The sequence below is a fragment of the Vogesella alkaliphila genome (assembly GCF_014652475.1).
Lineage (GTDB): Bacteria > Pseudomonadota > Gammaproteobacteria > Burkholderiales > Chromobacteriaceae > Vogesella > Vogesella alkaliphila.
Genome location: NZ_BMYW01000006.1, coordinates 204732 through 226867 on the forward strand (window position 1 = coordinate 204732; position 22136 = coordinate 226867).

The following is a 22136-nucleotide window of genomic DNA, read 5'->3' on the forward strand; positions in this document are numbered from 1 at the left end:
TCGGTGCGGGTTTTGTTTTGCCGCCCGCCGACACCGCACAGCCTTGCTTGCCGTCGTCAGCACGCCGGCCAAGCGGAATGAAAGCGGCAAAATCGGCGCCATGCCGCAACAAAAATGCGTCAAAACACACAAGGGCCGCAACCACTGGCCGCCTAATTGAAATCAGTTTGTCGCGGCCAAGCAGCGGCGCGCCCGGGCACCCCGGACGCGGCAGCAAGTCGCGAACGCCGGCGTCTACGGCGAAACCGGCCAGGAGGACAGCGCCTCCTGTTTCAGCGCCGGCCACCGCTGCTGCCAGCAGCAGTAGTGGTCAAATCCCGGAACCAGCACCACCTCCGGCCGTTTTGTCCCCGGGAAATGCGCGGCGTAGGACAGCACCGGCCCGCTCCCGACCTGCCGGTCGGCGGCACCGACATAGTGGCGCTGCGGCACATGCTGCAGACGTTGCCAGCTATCGGCCGGGTTGAGCGAGCCCGCCAGCGGCGACAGATGCTTGGCCGCGGTCCACGCCTGGTGATCAAGGTTGGCCGCAAGGGTAATCAGCCCGGCCACGTCCTGGCGCCGCGCGGCCAGCAGGCTGGCCAGCGTCCCGCCACCGGAATAGCCGATCAGAACCAGCCGCTGCGCCTGAAAGCGCTGCTTGAGTTGATCGAGCGCCTGATTACTCGCCTGCACCACTTCCGGCGCAAAGCGGTGACTGGTCCAGTATTTTTGTGCACAAAGCTCGCTACCGACCCCTTCGTACTGGCATGGCCGCGCCAGATACGCCGCCGGTTCCGGATCCTGCAGCGCCAGCAGCAGCGAGAGTGGCGTAAGCGGCGTCGGATCCAGCGATGGCGTATCCGCCGATAACCACGCCAGACCGTCGCCCTCCAGATACACCGTCAGCGTACCGGTAGCGGGAACACTGGCCGGCAGATAGGCCCGCAGGCTAAAGCTGCCGGTACGCAGGCTGAGCGGCTGCCAGCCACGGGCCGCCGCCAGTTGCAGCGCCTGGCCGTTACGCTCTGCCGCATCCGGAATATGCACGCAGCCTGCCAGCAGCCCCAGCAGCAGGCCACCGCCAGCCAGCCGGAGTAAAGTCTTTCGCCGTCTATTCATGTTCAGCATCCCCACACTGCTGCACCCGCGCCACCCGATCCAGCGGCAGCTCTTCCTGTCGCCACTGTGCCGGCGTGATGGCGATTGTCAGCGCGCCAACGCTGCGGTCGTTCAAGAGTACCAGGCAGCGCTGGTACAGGCTGCTGCATGCCAGCGGATGGCGCTGTCCGGTGGTGTCCTCGCTGTGCTGCGCGGTGGTGAAGTAGCACGCCACCCCGGCACGCTGCAGCTCGTCGCGGCGCTGCCGTGCCGCCGCCTCGGCCATGGCGCCGCCGACGAACAGTTCGACCGGGATACGCCCTCCTGTCGGGAACAGCTGCTGCATCAGCAGCGGCATCGCGTCGCGCGAACTCTGGCTGGCACCCAGCGCCGGCGCGGCATTGACCTCGTTGATGATCGCACCGTTCACATGCCAGGGCTGGCCGATATCAGGCGTGATCATGTCGATGCCGGCCACCTCCAGACCAAACAGCGCCGCCGCACGCAGCGCCAGCGCCAGATTACCCGGGTGGGCGGCAGCCAGCATGTCTTCGTCGCGGCCTCCATCGGCCGACGATTCGATCGCGCGCAAGGCTATCCACGCCCCCGCCGCCGGCACCGACGCCAGCTGCAATCCCGCCTCGCGCAGGCAGGCACGGGTGTCGTCGTCGGCCCGCAACGGCGGCGCGCGCCGCCACGGCGGCAGGGCCAGCTGCTGCGAGTTGGCCGCGTCGATCAGCGCCTGGATGCTGCGCACGCCATCGCCTTGCACCGCCACCGGCAGGCGCTTGACCACATACATCACCCGGCCGCCGACCACCAGAATGCGATGGCAGACGCCGGGGGCCTGCTGCTCCAGCAGCAGCGGCCAGCCATAATGCGCAGCCTTGTCCAGCGCCAGTTGCAGCTGCGAGTGGTTGCCGATCCCGGTGCTGACCCCTTCGCCACGATCGCGCGCCAGCGGTTTCACCACCAGCGGCCAGCCCAGCTCCTGCGCCGCGGCGCTGGCCTGTTCGCCATTGCCGACCAGCCGCTGCACCGCCGTGGGCAGCCCCGCCTGCCGCAACCACTGCGCGGCCAGCTGCTTGTTGCCAGCCGCGCGGATGCCGATCGAGGAGTCGCTATCCAGCCGGCTGGTGAAGGCGTGCCGCAGATGCACGCCCCAGCCCAGCTGGAACACGCCGTTGCCCTCGTGCCGCCACGGGATGCCAAGGTTGGCCGCAGCCTGCAGCAGAGCCATGCTCGACGGCGCGGCGATGGCGTGCGGCAGAAGCCGCGGCAGGATGTCCTGCGCCAGCGACTGGAAAAACGCGGACAGCGGATCACTGCCCGCCGCCTGCCATGCCACCGCCTGCAGCCAGCGGACACAGCAATCACAGGCCTGCAGCAGCAGCGTGGCCGCTACGCCATCCAGTTGTGCAAAGGCGATGTCGCACTGCCATGGTGCTGCCGCATCCTGCGGTGGCACCATGGCCAGCACCTTGCCGTCGGCCAGCAGCGGTATGCCGCAGCCGCGCAACAGCGCCGGCGTGGCGACGGCAATGCGCCAGGCAAGACGCTGCAGCTGCGCCTCGACCGGGTCGTGCGGTGTGTCCGGCCGCGCGGGCTCGACCAACGGCGACTCCAGCCAGGCATGCAGCCAGGCATCGAGTAAAGGCCAACTCATGTCGGCCGGCAGCGGGCCGAGGCGGATGCTCAACACCTGTTGTGGTTGCCGGAGCGTACTGTCAGCAAGGGAAGGCAAGGTCGTCATCGCTGCGCCTCTTTTGCGGGTGGCAGGTACGCTTGCAGCAGCGCCAGCCAATACCCGGCCTCCGCCGGCGGCTGGCCGCACGGAGCCTCGGCCACCACCTCCAGCCGCGAAATGCGGTCGAGCGGCAGCCCGGCTGCCAGCCAGTGGCCATTGCTCACCAGCAGCACGGCCTGCACCCGCCGCTCCAGCAGCAGCGCCTGCAGCCGGTGAGCTGCGTCTCCCGTCATCGCCAGTGGCTGGCCGTGCGCATCGAGACAGAAGTCATCGCAACAGATAAAGCAGCTGACGCCCTGTGCCGTCCACGCTGCCTGCCGCTGGCGTGCCGCTGCCAGCGCGGCCGCGGCGCCGATATAAACCTCGACCGGGATGCGGCCGCCAGCAGGCCACAGCTGCCGCAACATGGAGGTCAGATAGCGCCGGTACCACGTGCCGGCGCCCAGCTGCGGCGCATGATTGACCTCGTTGATCACCGCGCCGTTTTCATGCCACGGCCGCCGGATGTCAGGCGAAATGATATCCACCCCGGCCATCGCCAGCCCCAGCCGGCGGGCGGCACGGCAGGCCAGCGCGATGTTGTCCGGATGCACCAGCCGGGTCACATCCTCGTCCTGCGCACCGTCGATATTGCTGGGGATGTCGCGCAGGTAGAGCGCCGTGCCGGCGGGCGGGATGCTGTGCCAGCCATAGCCCTGCCGGGCGAGGCAAGCGCTTGCGGCCTGATCCTTCGGCAGCGGCGGCAGGCGCCACCACAGCATCTCCCCCTGTCGCCGGCGATTCTCCGCAGCCAGACAGTGCGCGAGATCATGGTGACCATCGGCAACCAGCGCCGCCGGCCGGCGGCGCATCACGAACAGCAGTTCGCCATCCACCACCTGCAGGTGATGGGTATCGCCGGCGACCTGACGTTCGACAATCACCTCGCCGGCCACGGTTGCCGCCAGCCGGAAGGCCTGGCGGGCGTCAGCCTCGCTCGCCACGCCGACGCTCACCCCCTGCCCGCCCTCGCCGCTTGCCGGCTTGAACACCAGCGGTGCCGCCATGTCGCGCCATGCCAGCGCCGCATCGGCCTCCGTCGCCACCAGCCGCTGCTCCGGTACCGGCATACCGGCACTGGCCAGCCAGCGCCGGGTCAGCACCTTGTTGCCGCTGACCTGGATGCCGAGCATCGAATCCGTCTCCAGCCCGCCCTGTTGCAGCCGTCGTGCATGACAGCCCCAGCCGATCTGGTAGCAGCCCTGCCCCAGATGCTGCCACGGCAGTTTGGCCGCAGTGGCGGCGGCCAGCAGCGACAAGGTGGTGTCGTCAGTCGGATTGTGCCGGCACAACGGCCCGATCAGGGTCGCCTCTAATTGCCGGTACAACACTTCGCTGGCGGCAAAGTGGCCGGGGTTGGCGAGGTAGCCGCTCAGCACGATGGCGGCGGCTTCGTAACAGCGTGTGACATCCGCCGCCGGGAAATACGTCACTTGCGCAATCGCCGCCTCTACCTCCCAGCCATCAGGCGCCACCGGCAGCAGCCGCGTGATCACCCCCGGCGTGAATACCGGGATGCGCGCCAGCCGCTGCAGCTGTGCGGCCAACTGCAACACGCGCCAGGCCCACTGCGCCACGCGCTGTTCGTCCTCAGACCACAAGGGGTCCATGGCAGCGGGCGTAACCGCCAGCCGGAATGTCTCCGCCAGCCAGCGGTCGGCCGCCAGCCAGTCGGAGTCTGGCGCCAGCGCCGCAGAGCGGAAGCGGAGAGCCTGTACCGGCTGGGACAGCCCGTAGCGGTAAACCGGCGAACGGACAGGCTGCAACTTGAGAATGTAGGTCATGAAAAAAACATAAAAAATGGCAGTGGCGCGAGCCACTGCCATGGTCAGTCATGCATGCGGCTGGCTTAGAACATCCAGCGCAGTTTGACCGACACGGTCTGGTTCAGGAAGTCGCTCTTGTACAGCGCATCGTAACGGCCGGTGATTTCCATCCCGCTGGCAGTTTTGTGGGTCAGGCCGAAACCGCCACGCACCTGCCACGGGCTGGGTTCCGCTCCGTAGGTGACAAACGCCGCATTGGGCGCGCCGGCAAAGGCCGACACGATGGACGAGCGCTCGTTGAGCGTATCGTAACCGACGCCGAGGTTGGCCTGCAGCTGGGTGCCGTTGCCAAGATCCCTGATCAGCTTGCCTTCCAGCGCCAGTACCAGCGCATCCGACTTGCGGCTTTGCACCTGCAGGTTCAGTGCGCCGGCACCGGTTTCGCTGTAGGCCTGATCCTTGATCCAGGTGTAGTCGGCACGCAGCGATGGTGTGATGCTAGTGCGCTCATCCAGCACATAGTTGCGGCCGATACCCAGGCCGGCATGCGCGGTGAAGCTGTCATAGTCGGAAGAGGCCGTGGACTGGGTGAACGCGATCCGGCGTTCGCCCTGCGAGTTGCCCTGGCCAATATCCACCTGGAAATTCAGGTTGGTGCGCTCGTCCAGACTGTAGCTGCCGTAGCCGACCAGCTGATAGACATCCACTTCGCTGCTCTGCTTCGCGACCGTGGACTTGCCGTCGATGTCGATATTGGCATAGGCCAGCGCGCCACCCAGGCGCAGCTGCGGCGACAGGGCGCCGTCGATCCCCACCGTCAGGCCACGGGTGCGCGCATCATAGCCGGCCACGCCGTCACGGTTTTCCTGCTCCGCCCAGGAGCCGAACGGTTTGACCCACACATGGCGATCGCTGAACGCCTGGTCACCGGCCGACAGACCGGTACTGCCTTCGATACGGGCCTGCACGATCTGGTTGACGCTGGCCAGCGCATCCTGCGTCGCGGCGATGGAAGCACCGGTATGCAGCGGCAGGGTCTGCGACACCGCGTCGGACACTTCCTGCGCGGTAGCCAGCTGGCCCAGCGCATCGACCACTTCTTGCAGACCGGCGGCACCCGAATCCAGCACCTGTGCCGCGCCCAGCCCCGGGGTATTGCTGTTGTCACGCGCCGCCTGCTCGACCGTCAGCGCGCGCACGGCATCGATGTACAGGGTGTTGGAGACCACCCGCTGTTCGAAGTTGAACAGCGCGCTGTTGTCGGTGATCTGCGAGAAGGTGCCGTTGAAGGTATTCGTCGCGTGGATGATGCCGAAGGAGCTGAGGCCCGAGCTCAGGCTCAGGCCGCTGTTGGCCTTCACGTCCACATCCAGCGTGCCGTTCAGGTTAACGTTGGCCGCCTGCAGGTAGCTGTAGCTGCCCTCGTCACTGGTGGAGACGATGGCGACCCGCAGCGTGGCACCGGACTCCTGGCTGAAGGTGCCGCTCAGCTGTGCGCCGCCGGCAGTACCGCTGTTACGCAGGTCATTCCTGTCGGCGCCATTCTTGAGCGTCACCACCCCGCCGTTGTAGTTGAGCAGGTCGGTGGCGACGATGGAGCCGGCGATCTGGCCCTGGTTATAGATACTGATGTCCTGCGCTTCCAAGCCGCCGGCACGGTTCACGGCATAGCTCTGCCCCACAATCACGCCGCTGCTGCGGTTGTAAATCTGGGTCTCATGAGAGCTTGAATCATCCTGCAAGTAGATCGCCGTGCTACCGGTAATGCGGCCACTGTTGTCAATGGAAGTAGAAAACTCGTTGCCCGTACTGATGGTAACGGCCGTATTGCCGCTCACATCGATGGCACCGGCAGAGCTAACGGTCAGGTCGCTGCATACCGTCTCCGCCGTAGTCGTCTCGGTGGTGACGGAGGTGGTGCAAGGAGTCGCCTGCGCCGAACCGGCGGCCAAGGCGAAGAAGGCGGCGGCGGTGGCCAGCACCAGCGGTTTTTGCTTGCTGGCAGGTTGGCCGCAGGCAGGACGGGTGGAGAATGGGGTAGGCATAGCGATTCCTAGTCTGGTACGGGTGGCGACATTGTGATTACATAAGGACAACTTGAAAATAAAATGTCATAGCAACGGCCGCCTTATTATCCAGACTGTGGTTTTTCGCACCCGAAAATCGGGGGCAAAAGGCTGTCAATACAGGCGTTACGCCGCCAATTGCCCAAACTGTCGGCACACAGCCCTCACAGCAAAACTGCTGTTATCCAGCACATTTTATAAACAAACATTGAAAAATACCTCGATGCAACAACTCAATCTTGCCCACATGGAGCTGTTTCCGACCCGGGTCTGGTCGGTCAGCCTGTCAGCCCTGAACGAACACGTGCCGCAATGGACGGCACAGATCGAATCGTGGCGGCAGCAGCATCCGGTTGCGGAGGGACGCTCCAACCGCATGGGCTGGAACAGTGCACAGACACTGTTTGACGCCCCCCATTTTCTGCCGCTGGCACAGGCGGTACGGAGCGTTTTCGATTTCATCTTCAACGAAATGGGCCCGCCACTGCACCGCTATCAGCTGAAAGCCTGGGCCAATGTGCATGACGCCGGCGGCTACAACACCTTTCACAATCACGCCGGTGCCCTGCTCAGCGCCTGTTACTACCTGAAGGTCCCCGCCGGCAGCGGACCCATCGTGCTGCGCGACCCGCGCCCCGGCGCGCTGCTGTCACCGTGGCAAGGCAGCTTGCGCCCCAACGCCGGCAGCGAGATTTCCATTGCCCCGGAAGCCGGCCAGCTACTGGTGTTCCCCAACTGGCTGGAACATGGCACCGAAGCCCATGCCGGCAGCGAGTCGCGCATCTCCATTCCGATCAATGCCATCTTGGGTCCTTGAGCCGCAGCCGACATTATCGTTTCCGGTATCTCCAAGGCCACATGGGTTCTCACTTAAGCTGGCGGCTAGCCTGTTGCGGCAGATAGCCATCTCGCTTGATGAAGCGTTATCGGATCCGCCAATGCCAGGGCCCACCGGAAATCCGCACCAATATTTGCCCAACGTCGAAGACTGGCTTGTCCTGCTCGTCAGTACATGAGCCTGTCCGAAAATCACGCCGCGCTACCTAGCAGGATTCGTATCGACGAAAATCCGCACAAGCAGCCCTGGCGTTGCTCCACATGCGTAGCAACACTTCATGCAAAATAAAAAGCCGACCAAAAGGTCGGCTTTTTAGAAAACCTGACAGCCAGCGCCCAAAAAACACTATTAAAGATGCATTAATGATCTGTATCGGCCAGTCGCAATGTAGAGTACAAATTATCGTTGTTCAGTACACTCAAGCGTTGGAAGTGTCACCTTACACGCCAGCCTCGTGCGCCTGCACGTCAGCGTGATAGCTGGAACGCACCATGGCGCCGACGGCGGCGTGCTTGAAGCCCATTTCGTAGGCACGGGTTTCGTACTGCTTGAACACGTCCGGGTGCACGTAGCGCAGCACCGGCAGGTGGCCGTCGGTCGGCTGCAGGTACTGGCCGATGGTGATCATGTCGATATCGTGGGCGCGCATGTCGGCCATCACTTCGTACACTTCTTCATCGGTTTCGCCGAGGCCGACCATGATGCCGGACTTGGTGCGCACTTCCGGATTGCGCGCCTTGTACTCCTTCAGCAGCGTCAGCGAGTGCTGGTAGTCGGAGCCGGGACGGGCCTGCTTGTACAGGCGCGGTGCGGTTTCCAGGTTGTGGTTCATCACGTCCGGCGCGGTGGCGCTGAGGATGTCCAGCGCGATGTCGAGACGGCCGCGGAAGTCCGGCACCAGCACCTCGATCTGGGTGCCCGGCGACTGCTTGCGCACCTCAGTAATGCAATCGGCAAAGTGCTGGGCACCGCCGTCGCGCAGATCGTCGCGGTCGACCGAGGTGATCACCACGTAGCGCAGCTTGAGCGCGGCCACGGTTTCGGCGAGGTGGATCGGTTCCTGCGCGTCCAGCGGGTTCGGGCGGCCGTGGCCGACGTCACAGAACGGGCAGCGGCGGGTGCAGATGTCGCCCATGATCATGAAGGTGGCGGTGCCCTTGCTGAAGCACTCGCCGATGTTCGGGCAGGTCGCCTCTTCACAGACGGTGTGCAGCTTCTGCTCGCGCAGGATCTGCTTGATCTCGTTGAAGCGCTGGCCGTTCGGCAGCTTGGCGCGAATCCACTCCGGCTTTTTGAGCTTTTCGTCCAGCGGCACGATCTTGATCGGAATGCGTGCCGTCTTGTCAGCGCCCTTGTGTTTTACGCCAACCTGGTTTTCCAGTTTCATGCTGTCTCCTTCATCACCGTCAGGTGTCGCTCCAGCTGCGGCAGCAGCCGTTCGGCGGCTTGCGCAACGGTCAGCGCAACGCCTTGTTCTTTGATTTGCGTGACCTTGAGGCCGGCATAGCCGCAAGGGTTGATCCACAGGAAGGGCGTCAGGTCCATGTCCACGTTCAGGCTCAGCCCGTGGTAGACGGCACCGTTCTTGATGCGCAGGCCCAGCGACGCGATCTTCTCGCCCGCGACATAGACGCCGGGCGCGTTGACGTCGCCGTAGGCGGCGATGCCCAGCTCGCCCAGCATGTCGATGATCGCCTGTTCGATGCGGCGCACCAGCTCGCGCACGCCGATGCCCATGCGCTTGAAGTCGATCAGCAGGTAGACCACCAGCTGGCCGGGGCCGTGATAGGTGACCTGGCCGCCGCGATCGCACTTCACCACCTCGATGCTGCTGGGCATGATCAGGTGCTCCGGCTTGCCGGCCAGACCCAGGGTGTACACCGGCGGGTGCTCGACGCACCACAGCTCGTCCGGCGTCGCCGGCGTGCGGCTGTCGGTGAAGGCCTGCATGGCCTGCCAGGTCGGCGTGTAGTCGACCAGACCCAGCTGTTTGACGAGGCGGCTCATGACTTACAGCGCAAACTTGACGAGGGCGTGGCTGGACAGCGCGCGGTAGATGTCGTCCAGCTGCTCGCGCGAGACCGCGGTCACGGTGACGGTCAGCGACACGTAACGGCCGCTGGAGCTGTCACGCGCCACGATGTCGGTGATGTCCAGATCCGGCGCGTGCACGCGCACCACTTCGAAAATGGTGGGGTGGAAGTCCGGATGCTGCTCGCCCATCACCTTGATCGGGAAGCGGCACGGAAACTCCATCAACTCTTTCTGCTCTTCACTCATTGCTCTGTACTCGACTATTCCTGAGATTCAAGCTTGGCCGCGATCCGCTGCGGCCAAGCTTGCGTGGCGGCTTACCAGCCCAGCCACAACTTGATGCTGTCCCACAGGCGGCTGAAGAAGCCGCCCTCTTCCACCGCCTTCAGGGCCTGTACCGGGCGCTCCAGCAGCACCTTGCCGTCCAGCGACACGGTCAGTTTGCCGACTTCCTGGCCCTGCTTGATCGGTGCGATCACCGGCTGCAGCGTCTTCATCTCCGCCTTCAGGCGGCTGGTTGCGCCCTTGGCGACGGTGATGTGCACGTCGCGGTCAAAGCCGATGGCCAGCGTCGAGGCGGCACCCTTGTAGACCGGCAGTGTCGAGACGGCTTGTCCGGCAGTATACAATTTGGGCGTTTCGAAAAACTGCAAGCCGTAGTTGAGCAATTTCGAGCTTTCCACCGCGCGCGCTTCCGGGCTGGCGGTGCCGACCACCACCGACAGCACGCGGCGACCGTCGCGGCGGCTGGAGGCGATCAGGTTGTAGCCGGCGGCTTCGGTGTGGCCGGTCTTCATGCCGTCCACGTTCGGATCGCGGTACAGCAGCAGGTTGCGGTTAGGCTGGGTGATGTTGTTATAGGTAAACGACTTGATCGAATAGGTCGGATAGTACTGCGGGAAATCACGGATGATCGCGGCCGACAGCGTCGCCAGGTCGCGCACCGAGGTAAAGTGCTCGGGGTCCGGCAGGCCGGTGGAATTCTTGAAGTTGCTGGCCTTCATGCCCAGGCGCTTGGCCTCGGCGGTCATCATCTGCGCGAACACCTCTTCGGAGCCGGCAATGGCCTCGGCCAGCGTCACGCAGGCGTCGTTGCCGGACTGCACGATCATGCCCTTGATCAGGTTGTCGACCGTCACCGGCACTTTCGGGTCGAGGAACATGCGCGAGCCTTCCTGCTTCCAGCCCACCTGCGACACGGTCAGCGTCTGCTCCAGCGTCAGGCGTTTTTCCTTCAGCGCCTTGAAGGTGAGATAGGCCGTCATCAGCTTGGTCAGCGAGGCAGGATCGACACGCAGGTCCGGATCGCGGGCCGCGATGATCTGGCCACTCTGATAGTCCATCAGAAAATACGCCTTGCCCGCGATTTCCGGAACCGGCGGCACAAAAGCGGTGCTGGCCTGGGCCAGCGTGGAGAGAGACAGGGCGGCTACAAGCAGTGCAGAGGTAATCTTTTTCATCAGAGGCAAAACACGATTAGGGTGGGTTCAAGGCAAAGCAGGCGGGGATTATACACCCAAGCCCGCGCTTCATTCGCGCCGCCGCGCAGGTTTTTCTTTACAAAACAAGCCCGCGCGCCGCGCCGACCGCCGCCGCAATGCAGCAATCTTTGCCTTACGGCGCTTTTCGCTGGCACTTGGTTCCTGTTAATCTGGTGATTCACAAAAAAAGACATCATCCGGACACCGATCACCATGCCGCATCCCAAGGACTATCTAGAACGCATTCTTACTTCCAACGTCTACGACGTGGCCATCGAGAGCCCGCTGGACGTGGCGGCCAACCTCAGCCGCCGCACCGGCAACACCATCCTGCTCAAGCGCGAAGACTTGCAGCCGGTGTTCTCGTTCAAGCTGCGTGGCGCCTACAACAAGATGTCCAAGCTGACGCCGGAGCAGCTGGCCCGCGGCGTAATTACCGCCAGCGCCGGCAACCACGCGCAGGGCGTGGCGCTGTCGGCGCAGCGCATCGGCTGTGAAGCCACCATCGTGATGCCGGTCACCACCCCGCAGGTGAAAATCGACGGCGTCACCCGCCGCGGCGGCAAGGTGGTGCTGGCCGGCGAATCGTTCAGCGACGCCTACCAGCACACCATGAAACTGGTGGCCGAAAACGGCATGACCTACATCCCGCCGTTCGACGATCCGGACGTGATCGCCGGCCAGGGCACCATCGGCATGGAAATCCTGCGCCAGCACCCCGGCCCGATCGACGCGGTGTTCGTCGCCATCGGCGGTGGCGGTCTGGCCGCCGGCGTGGCCAGCTACATCAAGCGCCTGAAGCCGGAAATCAAGATCATCGGCGTGCAGCCGGTCGATTCCGACGCCATGAGGCAGTCGATCGAGGCCGGCCACCGTGTCGAGCTGAAGGACGTCGGCCTGTTCGCCGACGGCGTGGCGGTGAAGCTGGTGGGCGAGGAAACCTTCCGCATCTGCCGCGAGCTGCTGGACGAGATCATGCTGGTCGATACCGACGCCATCTGCGCCGCGATCAAGGACATCTTCGAGGACACCCGCTCCATCACCGAACCGGCCGGCGCGCTGGCGGTGGCGGCGGTCAAGACCTACATCGAGCGCGAAGGCTGTAGCGGTAAGACCTTTGTCGCCATCAACTGCGGCGCCAACATGAACTTCGACCGCCTGCGCCACGTGTCGGAGCGCTCCGAGCTGGGCGAGCGGCGCGAGGCGGTGATCGCGGTCACCATCCCGGAGAAGCCGGGCAGCTTCAAGAAGTTCTGCAGCGTGGTCGGCAACCGTAACATCACCGAGTTCAACTATCGCTTTGCCGATCCGAGCATCGCCCACGTGTTCGTCGGCGTGCAGATCAGCGGCAAGGAAGACGTTGGCCGCATCGTGGCCGACCTGCAGAGCAACGAACTGGACGGGCTGGACCTCACCGACAACGAGCTGGCCAAGCTGCACATCCGCCACCTGGTCGGCGGCCACGCGCCGCAACTGAAGGACGAGCGCGTGTTCCGCTTCGAGTTCCCGGAGCGCCCAGGCGCGCTGATGCGCTTCCTGGAGGCGATGCACACCAACTGGAACATCAGCCTGTTCCACTACCGCAACCACGGCGCCGACTACGCCCGCGTGCTGGTCGGCATCCAGGTGCCCAGCGAGGACAATGCCGCGTTCCAGCAATTCCTCGACAGCCTCGGCTACCCGTGCGTGGAAGAAACCAACAACCCGGCGTACAAGCTGTTCCTCGGCAAGACCGTCCGCTGAACCGCCCCGCCCGCTTGCGGCCAACCTTGCCCCAGGGTTGGCCGCAAGCCATTACCGGAGATTGCAGCAATCATGATCAAGGCCGTACTGTTTGACCTTGACGGCACCCTGGCCGACACCGCCCGCGACCTGGGCGCCGCCCTCAACCGCCTGCTGGCCGAAGAAGGCCTGCCGCCGCAGCCGTACGCCGCGGTGCGCCCGATCGCCAGCCACGGCGCGCGCGGCCTGGTCAGCCTCGGCTTCGGCATCGACAAGAGCCACCCGCGCTTCGAGGAATACCGCCTGCGCTTCCTGGACCTGTACGAGCACAGCTTTGCCGACGAGACGGTGCTGTTTGACGACATCAACGCGCTGCTGCGCGAGATCGACGCCCGCGGCCTGAAGTGGGGCATCGTCACCAACAAGCCGATGCGCTTCACCGACCGGCTGGTGCCGGCGCTGCCGTTCGCGGTGCCACCGGCGGTGGTGGTCAGCGGCGACACCGTCGGCGTCGCCAAGCCGAACCCGGCGCCGATGCTGCACGCGGCGCAGCAGATCGACATCGCGCCGGAGCACTGCCTCTACGTCGGCGACGCCGAGCGTGACATCCAGGCCGGCCGGGCGGTCGGCATGAAAACGGTGCTGGTCAACTGGGGCTACATCGCCGACAGCGACGACACCGACAGCTGGCAGGCCGACATCACCATCGACCAGCCGCTGGCGCTGCTGTCCCACCTACCCTGAACAGCAAGGTTGGCCGCAACGCCCTGCGGCATGGCGGCCAACCTTTTCCCCTCACCCTCCGTACGGCGTCTCAGCCGGGCAATTCCACCACCGGCGGCGGCTCGCCCGGCACTTCATGCTGGTGCCAGCGCACATAGCAGGCCAGCCCGCAGTAGTGCGCCACATAGTCGGTCACCTCGCACTCGCCGCTATCGGGCGGCAGGCTGTCCAGACAGACGCTGCAATCCAGTACGGTATCCATGACACACTCCCCGCCAACAACAACCCTGTTTTAACGCTAGGCCAGCCGGCACGGTCCGGGAAATCGATTATCGCAATGCCGTCAATAGCTTAGCCGCGAAACGACCGTCTACCGGCCTGCGCGAAGCGCGCCGCCCCGGCCAGCCGTCACTGTGTCGCGCAGCGATATCCACCACGGCACGCTTCAAGCACTTATAATGCCAAGTTGATAAAAACAGCCTACCAACCCGACCCATGCGTTATCTACCGACCCTGCTGCCGCTTTTGCTGTGCCTCCCCCACCTGGCCCAGGCCACCGACGCCGAGGAGTGGCGCTACAGCGTGCAGCGTGGCGACACGCTGTGGAGCATCGCCCGCCAGCACCTGCGCTCGATTGCCCACGTCCCGGCGCTACAGCAGAAAAACGTCATCCGCGATCCCTACGTGCTGACGCCCGGCAGCGTGGTGCGCATCCCGACGCAGTGGCTGCGGCAGCACACCGGCAAGGCCACGGTCACCGACCTGATCGGCAGCGCCAGCCTCGGCGACGGCAAGCAGCAAACGGCGCTGGTCAACGGCAACAGCTATCCGCTGCAGGCCGGCCACACCATCAGCACCGGCCCCAACAGCCAGCTGAAACTGCTGCTGGAAGACGGCAGCCTGGTCAGCATCGGCGCCAATGCGCGCTTCACCATCCAGCAGGCGGTGCACTACCCGAGCACCGGCGCCAACGCCACCTGGCTGAATATCGAGCGCGGCAGCGTCGACAGCCATGTCAGCAAGAACCCGCTGATGCCCAACCGCCACACCATCCAGACCCCCAGCGCGATTACCGCGGTGCGCGGCACCATCTTCCGAGTCAATGTCGACGGCGACAGCCGCTCCGCTACCGAGGTGAGCGAGGGACTGGTGGAGGTCAGCGCCGCCGGCCACAGCGAACACATCGGCGGCGGCTTCGGCAGCGTCACCCGCCGCGGCGAGGTGCCGGGCAGGAGCACGGCGCTGCCGCCGCCACCAGAACTGGGTCAGCTGGACGGCACGCAGGCGTTCTCGCCCGCCATCCTGCACTGGCCGACGGTGGCCGGCGTCAGCCGCTATCCCCTGCAACTGCTGCGCACCGCCCCGGAACGCCGCATCGTCGGCGACACGACGGCCACCACCAATCGCAGCTACCCGGCGCTGGACAACGGCGAGTACCGGCTGCTGGCGCGCAGCGAGCTGGACAACGGCCTGCAGGGCCGCGTTGCCAGCCAGAATTTCCGCGTGCACGCCTTCCCGACCCCGCCGCTGGTCGTCAGCCCGGCACCGGACGCCCGCCTGCGCGGCCTTGACGTGCGCTTTGTGGTCAGCGGCGACGCCGGCAGCCGCTACCGGCTGCGGCTGGCGCGGGACGCGGCGTTCAGCCAGCCGCGGCTGCACGACTTCTCGCGGCAGGACAACCGCCTCACCCTGCCGGAGGGCGGCCACTGGTTCTGGCAGATCGCCCGCCTGGACGCCAGCCAGCAGGCCGGCCCCTACAGCCAGACCTACCGCCTGCAGGCCGACACCGGCTGGTGGCGGGCCAGCCACTACCGCGGCACCCCGCTCAGCGCCCGCCCCTACCCGCTGGCCAACGCCCGCTACCAGCTGCGGCTGACCCAGCTCGACCAGCCGCAGGCACCGCTGCAACTGGATGGCGACACCCCGCGCTGGCAGCTGGCGGAGCGTCTGTTCCCCGGCCGCTACCGGGTCAGTTATCGCGTCACCACCCCCGATGGCTATCTGGCACAAGAGCCGGATGACATCCTGTTGATAGACTGAACCCATGCGTCCGCACACGCCCAGGCGCCTGCCCGCCTTCATCCTGCCGGTACTGGTCGTGCTGGCCAGCCTGCTGCCCAACCGCCTCGATCTCTGGTTCCAGGACCGGCTCGGGCAGCTGCTGGCGCAAGAGGCCAGTAACGATATCGTCATCGTCGCCATCGACGAGAAAAGCCTGGCCGAACTGGGGCGCTGGCCGTGGCCGCGCGAGCTGCTGGCCGGCGCCCTCGACAAGCTGGGCAATGCCCGCGCCGTCGGCCTGGACCTGGTGCTGGCCGAACCCTCGGCCAACCCCGAATCCGACCAGGCGCTGGTTGAGGCCCTGCGCCGCAACGGCAAGGTATTCCTGCCCGCCGTCCCCGAGGTCAGCAACAACCAGCTGGTGGAAACCCTGCCGCTACGGATGTTCGCCGAGGCCGCCAAGGGCATCGGCATGATGGACTACCCGCTGGACCAGGACGGCCTGATCCGGCGTACCTACCTCGCCAGCGGCCTGGGCCAGCCACGCTGGCCGGCGTTTACCGCCCTGCTGGCCGGTCTGCCGCCACCGCCCATGCAGCTGGACACGCCGGTGCTCAACAACCGTTGGCAGCGCCGCGACGAACGGCTGCTGCCCCATCTGGACGGCAAGCTCGGCTTTCCCAGCCTCTCCTTTGTCGACATCCTCAACCACAACGGCCCCATCGCAGCGCTCGCCGACAAGACCGTGCTCATCGGCGCCACCGCCTCCGGCCTCGGCGACAGCCACCTGACGCCGATGCAGCCAGACTGGCCGGCAACCAGCGGCGTCGTCATCAACGCCGCCACCACCCAGGCGTTGCAAAACCGGAGCCTGGTCAGACCGCTGGACGCTGCCTACCTGCCGCCGCTACTGCTCGGGCTGACCCTGCTGTGGCAATGCCTGCTGCGGTGGCGCTACCGCGAAAAAAGCATCCATGCGGCCGCCATCTACAGTGCCGCCCTGCTGGCCGGCGGCGTATTGCTGCTGCAACTGCAGCAGTTGTACCTGCCGCTGGCTTCGCTGATCACGCTGCTCCTACTGGCCACGGTGACCGACTACTTCCTGCAGCAGAGCCACTTCAAGCGCCTCGCCCTCACCGACAAGCTGACCGGTCTTGCCAACCGCCACCACTTCGACGACCGCTTCATCTTCACCCTGCAACAGGCGCAACTGGCGCGCAAACCGCTGGCCCTGCTCATCATCGATGTGGACTACTTCAAGCGCTACAACGACCACTACGGCCACGCCGCCGGTGACGACGTGCTGAAAAAGATCGCCGCCGTCGTCGAACAGGCCACCCGCAACAGCCACGACCTCGCCGCGCGCATCGGCGGCGAGGAGTTCGCCATCCTGCTGCCCGGCGCCAGCCGCGAGCAGGCGCTGGACATTGCCGCCACCCTGCGCCAGCAACTGCTGCTGCTGCAGATTCCCCACCAGCAAAGCCCTGTTGGCCGCGCCTCGTGCAGCATCGGCGTGCTGTCACAAGTGCCGCAGGCCAGCGACACCGTGCGCAGCCTTTTCGAAAAAGCCGACAAGGCGCTGTACCAAGCCAAGCACAAGGGCCGTGACTGCGCCGAAATCGCGAATTGAATCAAGCCACTACTGGCGCGTGGCTATACCTTCAGGTATACTGAAGTTCTTCAGATGTGGGGGCGACCTGGTTTCGACGGGGGTTGCGAAGCAGAAGAGGGCATACCGGGATCTCAGACTTCCCGTAAAACACTGAATTTATTTAGTCGCAAACGACGAAAACTACGCTCTAGCAGCCTAACGGCCGGCTAGACACTACAACGGTTCGCAGATGGGCCGGGGGCGTCAAAACCCTGTAGTGTCACTCTACATCTGCTAGTGTTGTGTCGGGTTACTTGGCACAATGCGAACCAAAAGGTAACTCGCCAAAGCTCAGCCTGTCCGTCGGCGTAGTGGAGGTTAAATCCAAATGACACGACTAAGTATGTAGAACTCTCTGTGTAGGATTTCCGGACGCGGGTTCGATTCCCGCCGCCTCCACCACCAACTCGTAACCGCCTGATTTTTCGAAAGAAATTCAGGCGGTTTTCATTTTCCATCCACCTTTTTTGCAGCTGCGGACATCAGTACCGGCTGTAATCTCGCCTTATTTCCACTTCCGTTTTGCGCCGCCTTTGTCACGACCAAGCCTGCCGCCATCAGGCCTTGCCGTCGCACCCGGAGTCGTCGCCACGACGCCCCCCCACCCTGCCCGTTTTGCTCTCCATCTTCATAAACCGTCAAAACAAGCCATAACGCGATATATGTCGCCAGAAAACCTGTTTTTTCATGATTAGCACGATAATTTCACGATATTTCAGGAACTTGTCAGCCTGACACAGTCAATCAACAATCAACCCACGCAAACCAAGAACAGCCAACAGGGCCACATCCGCGCTGGCCAACAGGCCTTTCCCGGACTACACCGGGTTAACGGCTCTTGTAATTGACTGTTCGATTCGTAAAAGGAAAGCGATGCCGCACGATATCTCCCTGATCTCCACTATCGCCGCCGGGCTGGGCCTGGCCATGCTGTTCGGCTATGCCGCCACGCGCCTGGCCATGCCGCCGCTGGTCGGCTATTTGCTGGCCGGGGTGCTGATCGGCCCTTCCACGCCCGGTTTTGTCGCCGATGTGGCGCTGGCCGGTCAATTGTCCGAGATCGGCGTGATGTTGCTGATGTTTGGCGTCGGCCTGCACTTCTCGCTATCGGACCTGATGGCGGTGAAGCGTATCTCGGTGCCGGGCGCCGTCGTGCAGATCGCGGTGGCCACCGCGCTGGGGGCGGCGACCGCGCTGTGGTGGGGCTGGCCGGCGGGCGAGGCACTGGTGTTCGGCTTGTGCCTGTCGGTGGCCAGTACCGTGGTGCTGCTGCGGGCGCTGGAGGACCGGGGGGTGCTGGACAGCGTCAACGGCCGCATCGCCGTCGGCTGGCTGATCGTGGAAGACCTCGCCATGGTGCTGGTGCTGGTGCTGCTGCCGCCGCTGAGTGGCCTGCTCGGCGGCGAGGCCGCGAGCGGCGCCGGCAACGGCGTGGGCATGACGCTGCTGATCACGCTGGCCAAGGTCGCGGCCTTCATCGCGCTGATGCTGATCGTCGGCCGCCGCCTGTTTCCGCGCCTGCTGTGGCTGGTGGCCCGCACCGGCTCGCGCGAGCTGTTCACGCTGTGCGTGATCGCCGCGGCGCTGTGCGTGGCGCTGGGCTCGGCCAAGCTGTTCGACGTGTCGTTCGCGCTGGGCGCCTTCTTTGCCGGCATGATGATGCGCGAGTCGGAGTTCAGCCACCGCGCCGCCGACGAGTCGCTGCCGCTGCGCGACGCCTTCTCGGTACTGTTCTTCGTGTCGGTGGGCATGCTGTTCGATCCGGCGATCCTGTTGCAGGAGCCGCTGAAGGTGCTGGCAGTGGTCGCCATCATCATGCTGGGCAAGACGGTCGCCGCCATCGCGCTGGTGCTGCTGTTCCGCTACCCGCTGAATACCGCGCTGACGGTTGGCGTCAGCCTGGCGCAGATCGGCGAGTTTTCCTTCATCCTGGCCGGCCTCGGCATGAGCCTGGGCCTGCTGTCGGCGGCCGGGCAAAGCCTGATCCTGGCCGGCGCGCTGATCTCGATCGCGCTCAACGCCGCGCTGTTCGGCAGCATCGCGCCGCTGCAGAACTGGCTGCGCCGGCACTCGCCGCTGGCGCAGAAGCTGGAACGGCGCGACGACCCGCTGGCCGAGCTGCCGATGTCGGTCGACCAGGCGCTGCTCACGGGCCAGGTGGTGCTGGTGGGCTACGGTCAGGTGGGGCAGCGCATCGCCAGCCAGCTCGACCGGCTGGCGATCCCGTACGTGGTGGCCGACGAGAACCGCGAGCTGATCGAACTGCTGCGCGCCAGCCACATTCCGGCGGTATGCGGTGACGCCGCCGAGGCGGCGGTGCTGATCCAGGCGCATGTCGCCCGCGCCAGCATGCTGGTGGTGACCTCACCGGACATCTTCAAGACCCGGCAGATGATCCAGATCGCCCGCACCCTGAACCCGGCGATCGAGGTCATCCTGCGCACCGGCAACGAGGAGGAAGGCATGCTGCTGGAGAGCGAGCACCGCGGCCATGTGTTCCTGGAAAAACAGGTGCTGGCCGACGGCATGGCGCAGCACATTGCCGGGCGCTTCCGGCCGGTGCTGCACTGAGGACTCAGTGCTGCTGCAGGAACTGCGGCACCTTGGCCGCGGTGACGGCCTGCAGCTTGCACAGCAGCGCATGCGTCACCGGCTGGCGGCAACTGCGCGCCATGGTCTGGCCGAGGTGCAGCAGCAGGTTGGCCGCCATCTCGGCATCGGCCAGCGCGCGGTGGGCGCGGCCGGTGGCCGGCAGCGCGGCCCAGCGCGTCAGCGTGCCTAGCTTGTGATCCGGTGCCTGCGGCAGCAGCCGGCGCGACAGCAGCAGGGTGCAGGCGAAGTCCTGCGTCCGCGCCAGATCGCATTGCGCCAGCTCGAAATCCCAGAACTTGCGGTCGAAGCTGGCATTGTGCGCCACCAGCGGGGTACGGCCGACGAAGTTGGCCGCATCGCGCATCACGCCCGCCGCCGGCGGCGCCGCGCGCAGCATGGCGTTGCTGATGCCGGTCAGCTGCTCGATCATCGGCGGCACGCGCACGCCGGCATTCATCAGGCTCTGGAAACGGTCGACGATGACGCCGCCCTCCAGCATCACGATGCCGATTTCCGTGGCCCGCCCTTCCCGCCCCGGCGTGATGCCGGTGGTTTCGAAGTCGATCACGGCCACACGTTCGATCATGCCAGCGCCGCCTTGGCGGCTTCTTCCGGAGTCAGGCCGTCGTAGAACTGGTCGGTGAACCACTCGGCCTGCTCCTCGATGTGTTCCTGCGCCTGCGCCAGGGTGGCACCACCGGCGACCAGGAAGCCTTCGACCTCCTCGCACCAGGCCAGCAGCGCCAGGGTTTCGTCGTCCAGATCGTGGTCTTTCTTCTTGGCCATCGCCGTATCCTCTTGAATCGTCAACATAAAAATAGCCGCGCATTGTACGCGGCTTTGGCGGGAACGGCTTAACTATCTTGCGGCAAGGTGACCTGCCACGGCTCGTCCGTGACCAGCAGATGGCAGGCCAGCCGCACCGTCTGCGTCGTGTCCGGCCAGGTATCGGCCGCCGCCTGCGCGGCATCGATCAAGCCGGCGCGCAACAGCACGTTGCGCTCCTTGCGGCCAACCTTGACCGTGGCCGGCTGGCCGGCATGCGCGATGTGCACCGCGCAGGTGCCACAGGTGCCCTGCCCACAGCGCCAGTGCAGCGGCACCTCGTGAAAGCGCGCCACGTCGATCAGCAGGTCGCCAGCACAGGCGTCGACCTCGGCCAGCGGCTGCCCGTCGCGCAGGAATTGCAGCGTGGTCACAGCGGGTACACCGGCAGCAGGTCGCCCGGCTGCACGCTCTGCCCCGGCTGCAGGCGCACCAGGCCGTCGGCCCAGGCGCAGGAGGTCAGCACGCCGGAGCCCTGGTTGGCGAAGCGCTGCAGCTGCTGGACGCCGTCCTGTTCCACGATGCGCACGCGCAGGAATTCCTCGCGCTTCTGGTCCGGCTTGAGCCAGTCGAAGGCGGCCGGCAGCAGGCGCGGTTGCGGCCAACCTTGTACCGTTTCGCCCATGCGCGCGCGCAGGAAATCGCGCACCAGCACCACAAAGGTGACGTAGCCGGACACCGGGTTGCCGGGCAGGCCGATGAAGTCGGCATCGCCGATGCGGCCGCTGGCCAGCGGCTTGCCCGGCTTGATCGCGATCTTCCACAGCTGCAGCTCGCCCTCGGCCTCCACTGCCGCCTTGACGTGGTCCTCCTCCCCCACCGACACCCCGCCGCAGGTCATCACCACGTCGGCACGCGCGGCGGCATCGCGCAGCGCGGCGCGGGTGGCATCCAGCCGGTCGGCGATGATGCCCAGATCGATCACCTCGCAGCCGAGCTGGCGCAGCGCCGGCACCAGCCAGTAGCGGTTGGAGTTGTAGATCTTGCCGGCCGGTGCCGCCTCACCCGGCTCCACCAGCTCGTCGCCGGTGAAGAACACCGCCACCTTCAGGCGGCGATACACCGCCAGCTGCGGCTGACCGATGGCGGCGGCGACGCCGAGGTCGGCATCGCGCAAACGTTGGCCGCAGGCCAGCACCACCTGGCCGACGGCGATGTCCTCGCCGCGGCGGCGGATGTTCTGCCCGGCCGTTACCGGCGCGGTGAAGCGCACGCCGCCGTCAGCCTGCAGCTCGGCCTGCTCCTGCATCACCACCGCGTCGGCCTGCGGCGGGATCACCGCGCCGGTAAAGATGCGCGCCGCGCTGGCGGCGGCCAGTGCCTGCGGCAGCGTACCGGCGGGTATGCGCTGGCTGACCGGCAAAACGTTGGCCGCATCGGCGGCGCGCACGGCGTAGCCGTCCATCGCGCTGTTGTCGTGGGGGGGGACGTTCAGCGGCGAGACCAGTTCGCGCGCCAGCACGCGGCCGGCGGCGTCCAGCAGCGGCACCTGCTCGATATCAGCGACGACACGGGCACGCGAGAGCAGCCAGTCACGGGTTTGGTCAACTGTTTGCATGATGGGAAAACCG

Annotated in this window: 19 protein-coding genes and 1 other RNA gene; 7 read left to right on the forward strand and 13 right to left on the reverse strand. The window is 65.5% G+C overall.

Annotated features, from left to right (window positions below; all coding sequences use genetic code 11):
* Positions 1–234: 234 nt before the first annotated feature.
* The 4 genes from IE100_RS10925 to IE100_RS10940 form a co-directional block, all read right to left on the reverse strand.
* Positions 235–1101, reverse strand: a complete 867-nt coding sequence (locus IE100_RS10925; RefSeq protein WP_229800342.1) for an alpha/beta hydrolase — start codon at positions 1099–1101, stop codon at positions 235–237.
* Complete coding sequence (locus IE100_RS10930) at positions 1094–2833, reverse strand: hypothetical protein (RefSeq protein ID WP_189374121.1); 1740 nt, start codon at positions 2831–2833, stop codon at positions 1094–1096. Before IE100_RS10930 ends, IE100_RS10925 begins: the two co-directional genes overlap by 8 nt.
* A complete protein-coding gene (locus IE100_RS10935; RefSeq protein WP_189374123.1) occupies positions 2830–4650 on the reverse strand; it encodes a hypothetical protein in 1821 nt (606 codons plus the stop codon). Before IE100_RS10935 ends, IE100_RS10930 begins: the two co-directional genes overlap by 4 nt.
* Positions 4651–4715: 65 nt before the next feature.
* Entirely contained in the window at positions 4716–6677 is a 1962-nt protein-coding gene (locus IE100_RS10940) for an autotransporter family protein (protein WP_189374125.1), read from the reverse strand.
* A gap of 244 nt (positions 6678–6921) precedes the next feature.
* Between IE100_RS10940 and IE100_RS10945 the strand changes: the two genes are divergently transcribed.
* Positions 6922–7515 carry a TIGR02466 family protein gene (locus tag IE100_RS10945; protein WP_189374127.1) on the forward strand — a complete coding sequence of 198 codons (594 nt, stop codon included), beginning with the start codon at positions 6922–6924 and terminating at the stop codon, positions 7513–7515.
* A 460-nt stretch (positions 7516–7975) separates the two neighbouring features.
* Here IE100_RS10945 and lipA read toward each other — a convergent pair whose 3' ends face one another.
* The 4 genes from lipA to IE100_RS10965 all read right to left on the reverse strand — a co-directional run bounded on the left by lipA (position 7976) and on the right by IE100_RS10965 (position 11030).
* Entirely contained in the window at positions 7976–8923 is a 948-nt protein-coding gene (gene lipA / locus IE100_RS10950) for a lipoyl synthase (protein WP_189374129.1), read from the reverse strand.
* Positions 8920–9543 carry a lipoyl(octanoyl) transferase LipB gene (gene lipB, locus IE100_RS10955; RefSeq protein WP_189374130.1) on the reverse strand — a complete coding sequence of 208 codons (624 nt, stop codon included), beginning with the start codon at positions 9541–9543 and terminating at the stop codon, positions 8920–8922. Before lipB ends, lipA begins: the two co-directional genes overlap by 4 nt.
* Positions 9544–9546: 3 nt before the next feature.
* Positions 9547–9816 carry an HP0495 family protein gene (locus IE100_RS10960; protein ID WP_189374132.1) on the reverse strand — a complete coding sequence of 90 codons (270 nt, stop codon included), beginning with the start codon at positions 9814–9816 and terminating at the stop codon, positions 9547–9549.
* A gap of 71 nt (positions 9817–9887) precedes the next feature.
* Positions 9888–11030 (reverse strand): D-alanyl-D-alanine carboxypeptidase family protein, encoded by a 1143-nt coding sequence (locus tag IE100_RS10965; RefSeq protein WP_189374133.1) that lies wholly within the window; start codon positions 11028–11030, stop codon positions 9888–9890.
* Positions 11031–11264: 234 nt separating this feature from the next.
* On the opposite strand from IE100_RS10965, the gene ilvA reads away from it, so the two are divergent.
* Complete coding sequence (ilvA, locus tag IE100_RS10970) at positions 11265–12794, forward strand: threonine ammonia-lyase, biosynthetic (protein WP_189374135.1); 1530 nt, start codon at positions 11265–11267, stop codon at positions 12792–12794.
* A 72-nt stretch (positions 12795–12866) separates the two neighbouring features.
* Positions 12867–13517: an HAD family hydrolase gene (locus IE100_RS10975; RefSeq protein ID WP_189374137.1), complete on the forward strand. Its 651-nt coding sequence runs from the start codon at positions 12867–12869 to the stop codon at positions 13515–13517.
* Between the two features lie 70 nt (positions 13518–13587).
* Here IE100_RS10975 and IE100_RS10980 read toward each other — a convergent pair whose 3' ends face one another.
* Positions 13588–13758, reverse strand: a complete 171-nt coding sequence (locus tag IE100_RS10980) for a DUF3330 domain-containing protein (RefSeq protein WP_189374139.1) — start codon at positions 13756–13758, stop codon at positions 13588–13590.
* A gap of 233 nt (positions 13759–13991) precedes the next feature.
* On the opposite strand from IE100_RS10980, the gene IE100_RS10985 reads away from it, so the two are divergent.
* From IE100_RS10985 to IE100_RS11000, 4 genes are all read left to right on the forward strand, one after another.
* Complete coding sequence (locus IE100_RS10985; RefSeq protein ID WP_189374141.1) at positions 13992–15536, forward strand: FecR family protein; 1545 nt, start codon at positions 13992–13994, stop codon at positions 15534–15536.
* A gap of 4 nt (positions 15537–15540) precedes the next feature.
* Positions 15541–17127 carry a diguanylate cyclase gene (locus tag IE100_RS16555; RefSeq protein ID WP_189374143.1) on the forward strand — a complete coding sequence of 529 codons (1587 nt, stop codon included), beginning with the start codon at positions 15541–15543 and terminating at the stop codon, positions 17125–17127.
* A gap of 58 nt (positions 17128–17185) precedes the next feature.
* Positions 17186–17550: a transfer-messenger RNA gene (gene ssrA, locus IE100_RS10995) on the forward strand.
* Positions 17551–18021: 471 nt separating this feature from the next.
* On the forward strand, positions 18022–19719 hold the full coding sequence (locus IE100_RS11000; RefSeq protein WP_189374145.1) for a cation:proton antiporter domain-containing protein: 1698 nt from the start codon (positions 18022–18024) through the stop codon (positions 19717–19719).
* Between the two features lie 4 nt (positions 19720–19723).
* On the opposite strand, the gene IE100_RS11005 is transcribed toward IE100_RS11000, so the two are convergent.
* The 4 genes from IE100_RS11005 to IE100_RS11020 form a co-directional block, all read right to left on the reverse strand.
* Positions 19724–20326, reverse strand: a complete 603-nt coding sequence (locus IE100_RS11005) for a 3'-5' exonuclease (protein ID WP_229800343.1) — start codon at positions 20324–20326, stop codon at positions 19724–19726.
* A complete protein-coding gene (locus tag IE100_RS11010; protein ID WP_189374147.1) occupies positions 20323–20526 on the reverse strand; it encodes a hypothetical protein in 204 nt (67 codons plus the stop codon). The genes IE100_RS11005 and IE100_RS11010 overlap by 4 nt, the downstream gene beginning before the upstream one ends.
* 68 nt (positions 20527–20594) lie before the next feature.
* A complete protein-coding gene (locus tag IE100_RS11015) occupies positions 20595–20939 on the reverse strand; it encodes a 2Fe-2S iron-sulfur cluster-binding protein (protein WP_189374148.1) in 345 nt (114 codons plus the stop codon).
* On the reverse strand, positions 20936–22123 hold the full coding sequence (locus IE100_RS11020; protein ID WP_189374150.1) for a molybdopterin molybdotransferase MoeA: 1188 nt from the start codon (positions 22121–22123) through the stop codon (positions 20936–20938). Before IE100_RS11020 ends, IE100_RS11015 begins: the two co-directional genes overlap by 4 nt.
* Between the last annotated feature and the right edge of the window lie 13 nt (positions 22124–22136).

What these genes read in the sequence shown, in the direction of transcription:
- IE100_RS10925 (WP_229800342.1), bottom strand. Translation starts at nt 1,101, where the DNA reads ATGAATAGACGGCGAAAGACTTTACTCCGGCTGGCTGGCGGTGGCCTG.
- IE100_RS10930 (WP_189374121.1), bottom strand. Translation starts at nt 2,833, where the DNA reads ATGACGACCTTGCCTTCCCTTGCTGACAGTACGCTCCGGCAACCACAA.
- IE100_RS10935 (WP_189374123.1), bottom strand. Translation starts at nt 4,650, where the DNA reads ATGACCTACATTCTCAAGTTGCAGCCTGTCCGTTCGCCGGTTTACCGC.
- IE100_RS10940 (WP_189374125.1), bottom strand. Translation starts at nt 6,677, where the DNA reads ATGCCTACCCCATTCTCCACCCGTCCTGCCTGCGGCCAACCTGCCAGC.
- IE100_RS10945 (WP_189374127.1), top strand. Translation starts at nt 6,922, where the DNA reads ATGCAACAACTCAATCTTGCCCACATGGAGCTGTTTCCGACCCGGGTC.
- lipA (WP_189374129.1), bottom strand. Translation starts at nt 8,923, where the DNA reads ATGAAACTGGAAAACCAGGTTGGCGTAAAACACAAGGGCGCTGACAAG.
- lipB (WP_189374130.1), bottom strand. Translation starts at nt 9,543, where the DNA reads ATGAGCCGCCTCGTCAAACAGCTGGGTCTGGTCGACTACACGCCGACC.
- IE100_RS10960 (WP_189374132.1), bottom strand. Translation starts at nt 9,816, where the DNA reads ATGAGTGAAGAGCAGAAAGAGTTGATGGAGTTTCCGTGCCGCTTCCCG.
- IE100_RS10965 (WP_189374133.1), bottom strand. Translation starts at nt 11,030, where the DNA reads ATGAAAAAGATTACCTCTGCACTGCTTGTAGCCGCCCTGTCTCTCTCC.
- ilvA (WP_189374135.1), top strand. Translation starts at nt 11,265, where the DNA reads ATGCCGCATCCCAAGGACTATCTAGAACGCATTCTTACTTCCAACGTC.
- IE100_RS10975 (WP_189374137.1), top strand. Translation starts at nt 12,867, where the DNA reads ATGATCAAGGCCGTACTGTTTGACCTTGACGGCACCCTGGCCGACACC.
- IE100_RS10980 (WP_189374139.1), bottom strand. Translation starts at nt 13,758, where the DNA reads ATGGATACCGTACTGGATTGCAGCGTCTGTCTGGACAGCCTGCCGCCC.
- IE100_RS10985 (WP_189374141.1), top strand. Translation starts at nt 13,992, where the DNA reads ATGCGTTATCTACCGACCCTGCTGCCGCTTTTGCTGTGCCTCCCCCAC.
- IE100_RS16555 (WP_189374143.1), top strand. Translation starts at nt 15,541, where the DNA reads ATGCGTCCGCACACGCCCAGGCGCCTGCCCGCCTTCATCCTGCCGGTA.
- IE100_RS11000 (WP_189374145.1), top strand. Translation starts at nt 18,022, where the DNA reads ATGCCGCACGATATCTCCCTGATCTCCACTATCGCCGCCGGGCTGGGC.
- IE100_RS11005 (WP_229800343.1), bottom strand. Translation starts at nt 20,326, where the DNA reads ATGATCGAACGTGTGGCCGTGATCGACTTCGAAACCACCGGCATCACG.
- IE100_RS11010 (WP_189374147.1), bottom strand. Translation starts at nt 20,526, where the DNA reads ATGGCCAAGAAGAAAGACCACGATCTGGACGACGAAACCCTGGCGCTG.
- IE100_RS11020 (WP_189374150.1), bottom strand. Translation starts at nt 22,123, where the DNA reads ATGCAAACAGTTGACCAAACCCGTGACTGGCTGCTCTCGCGTGCCCGT.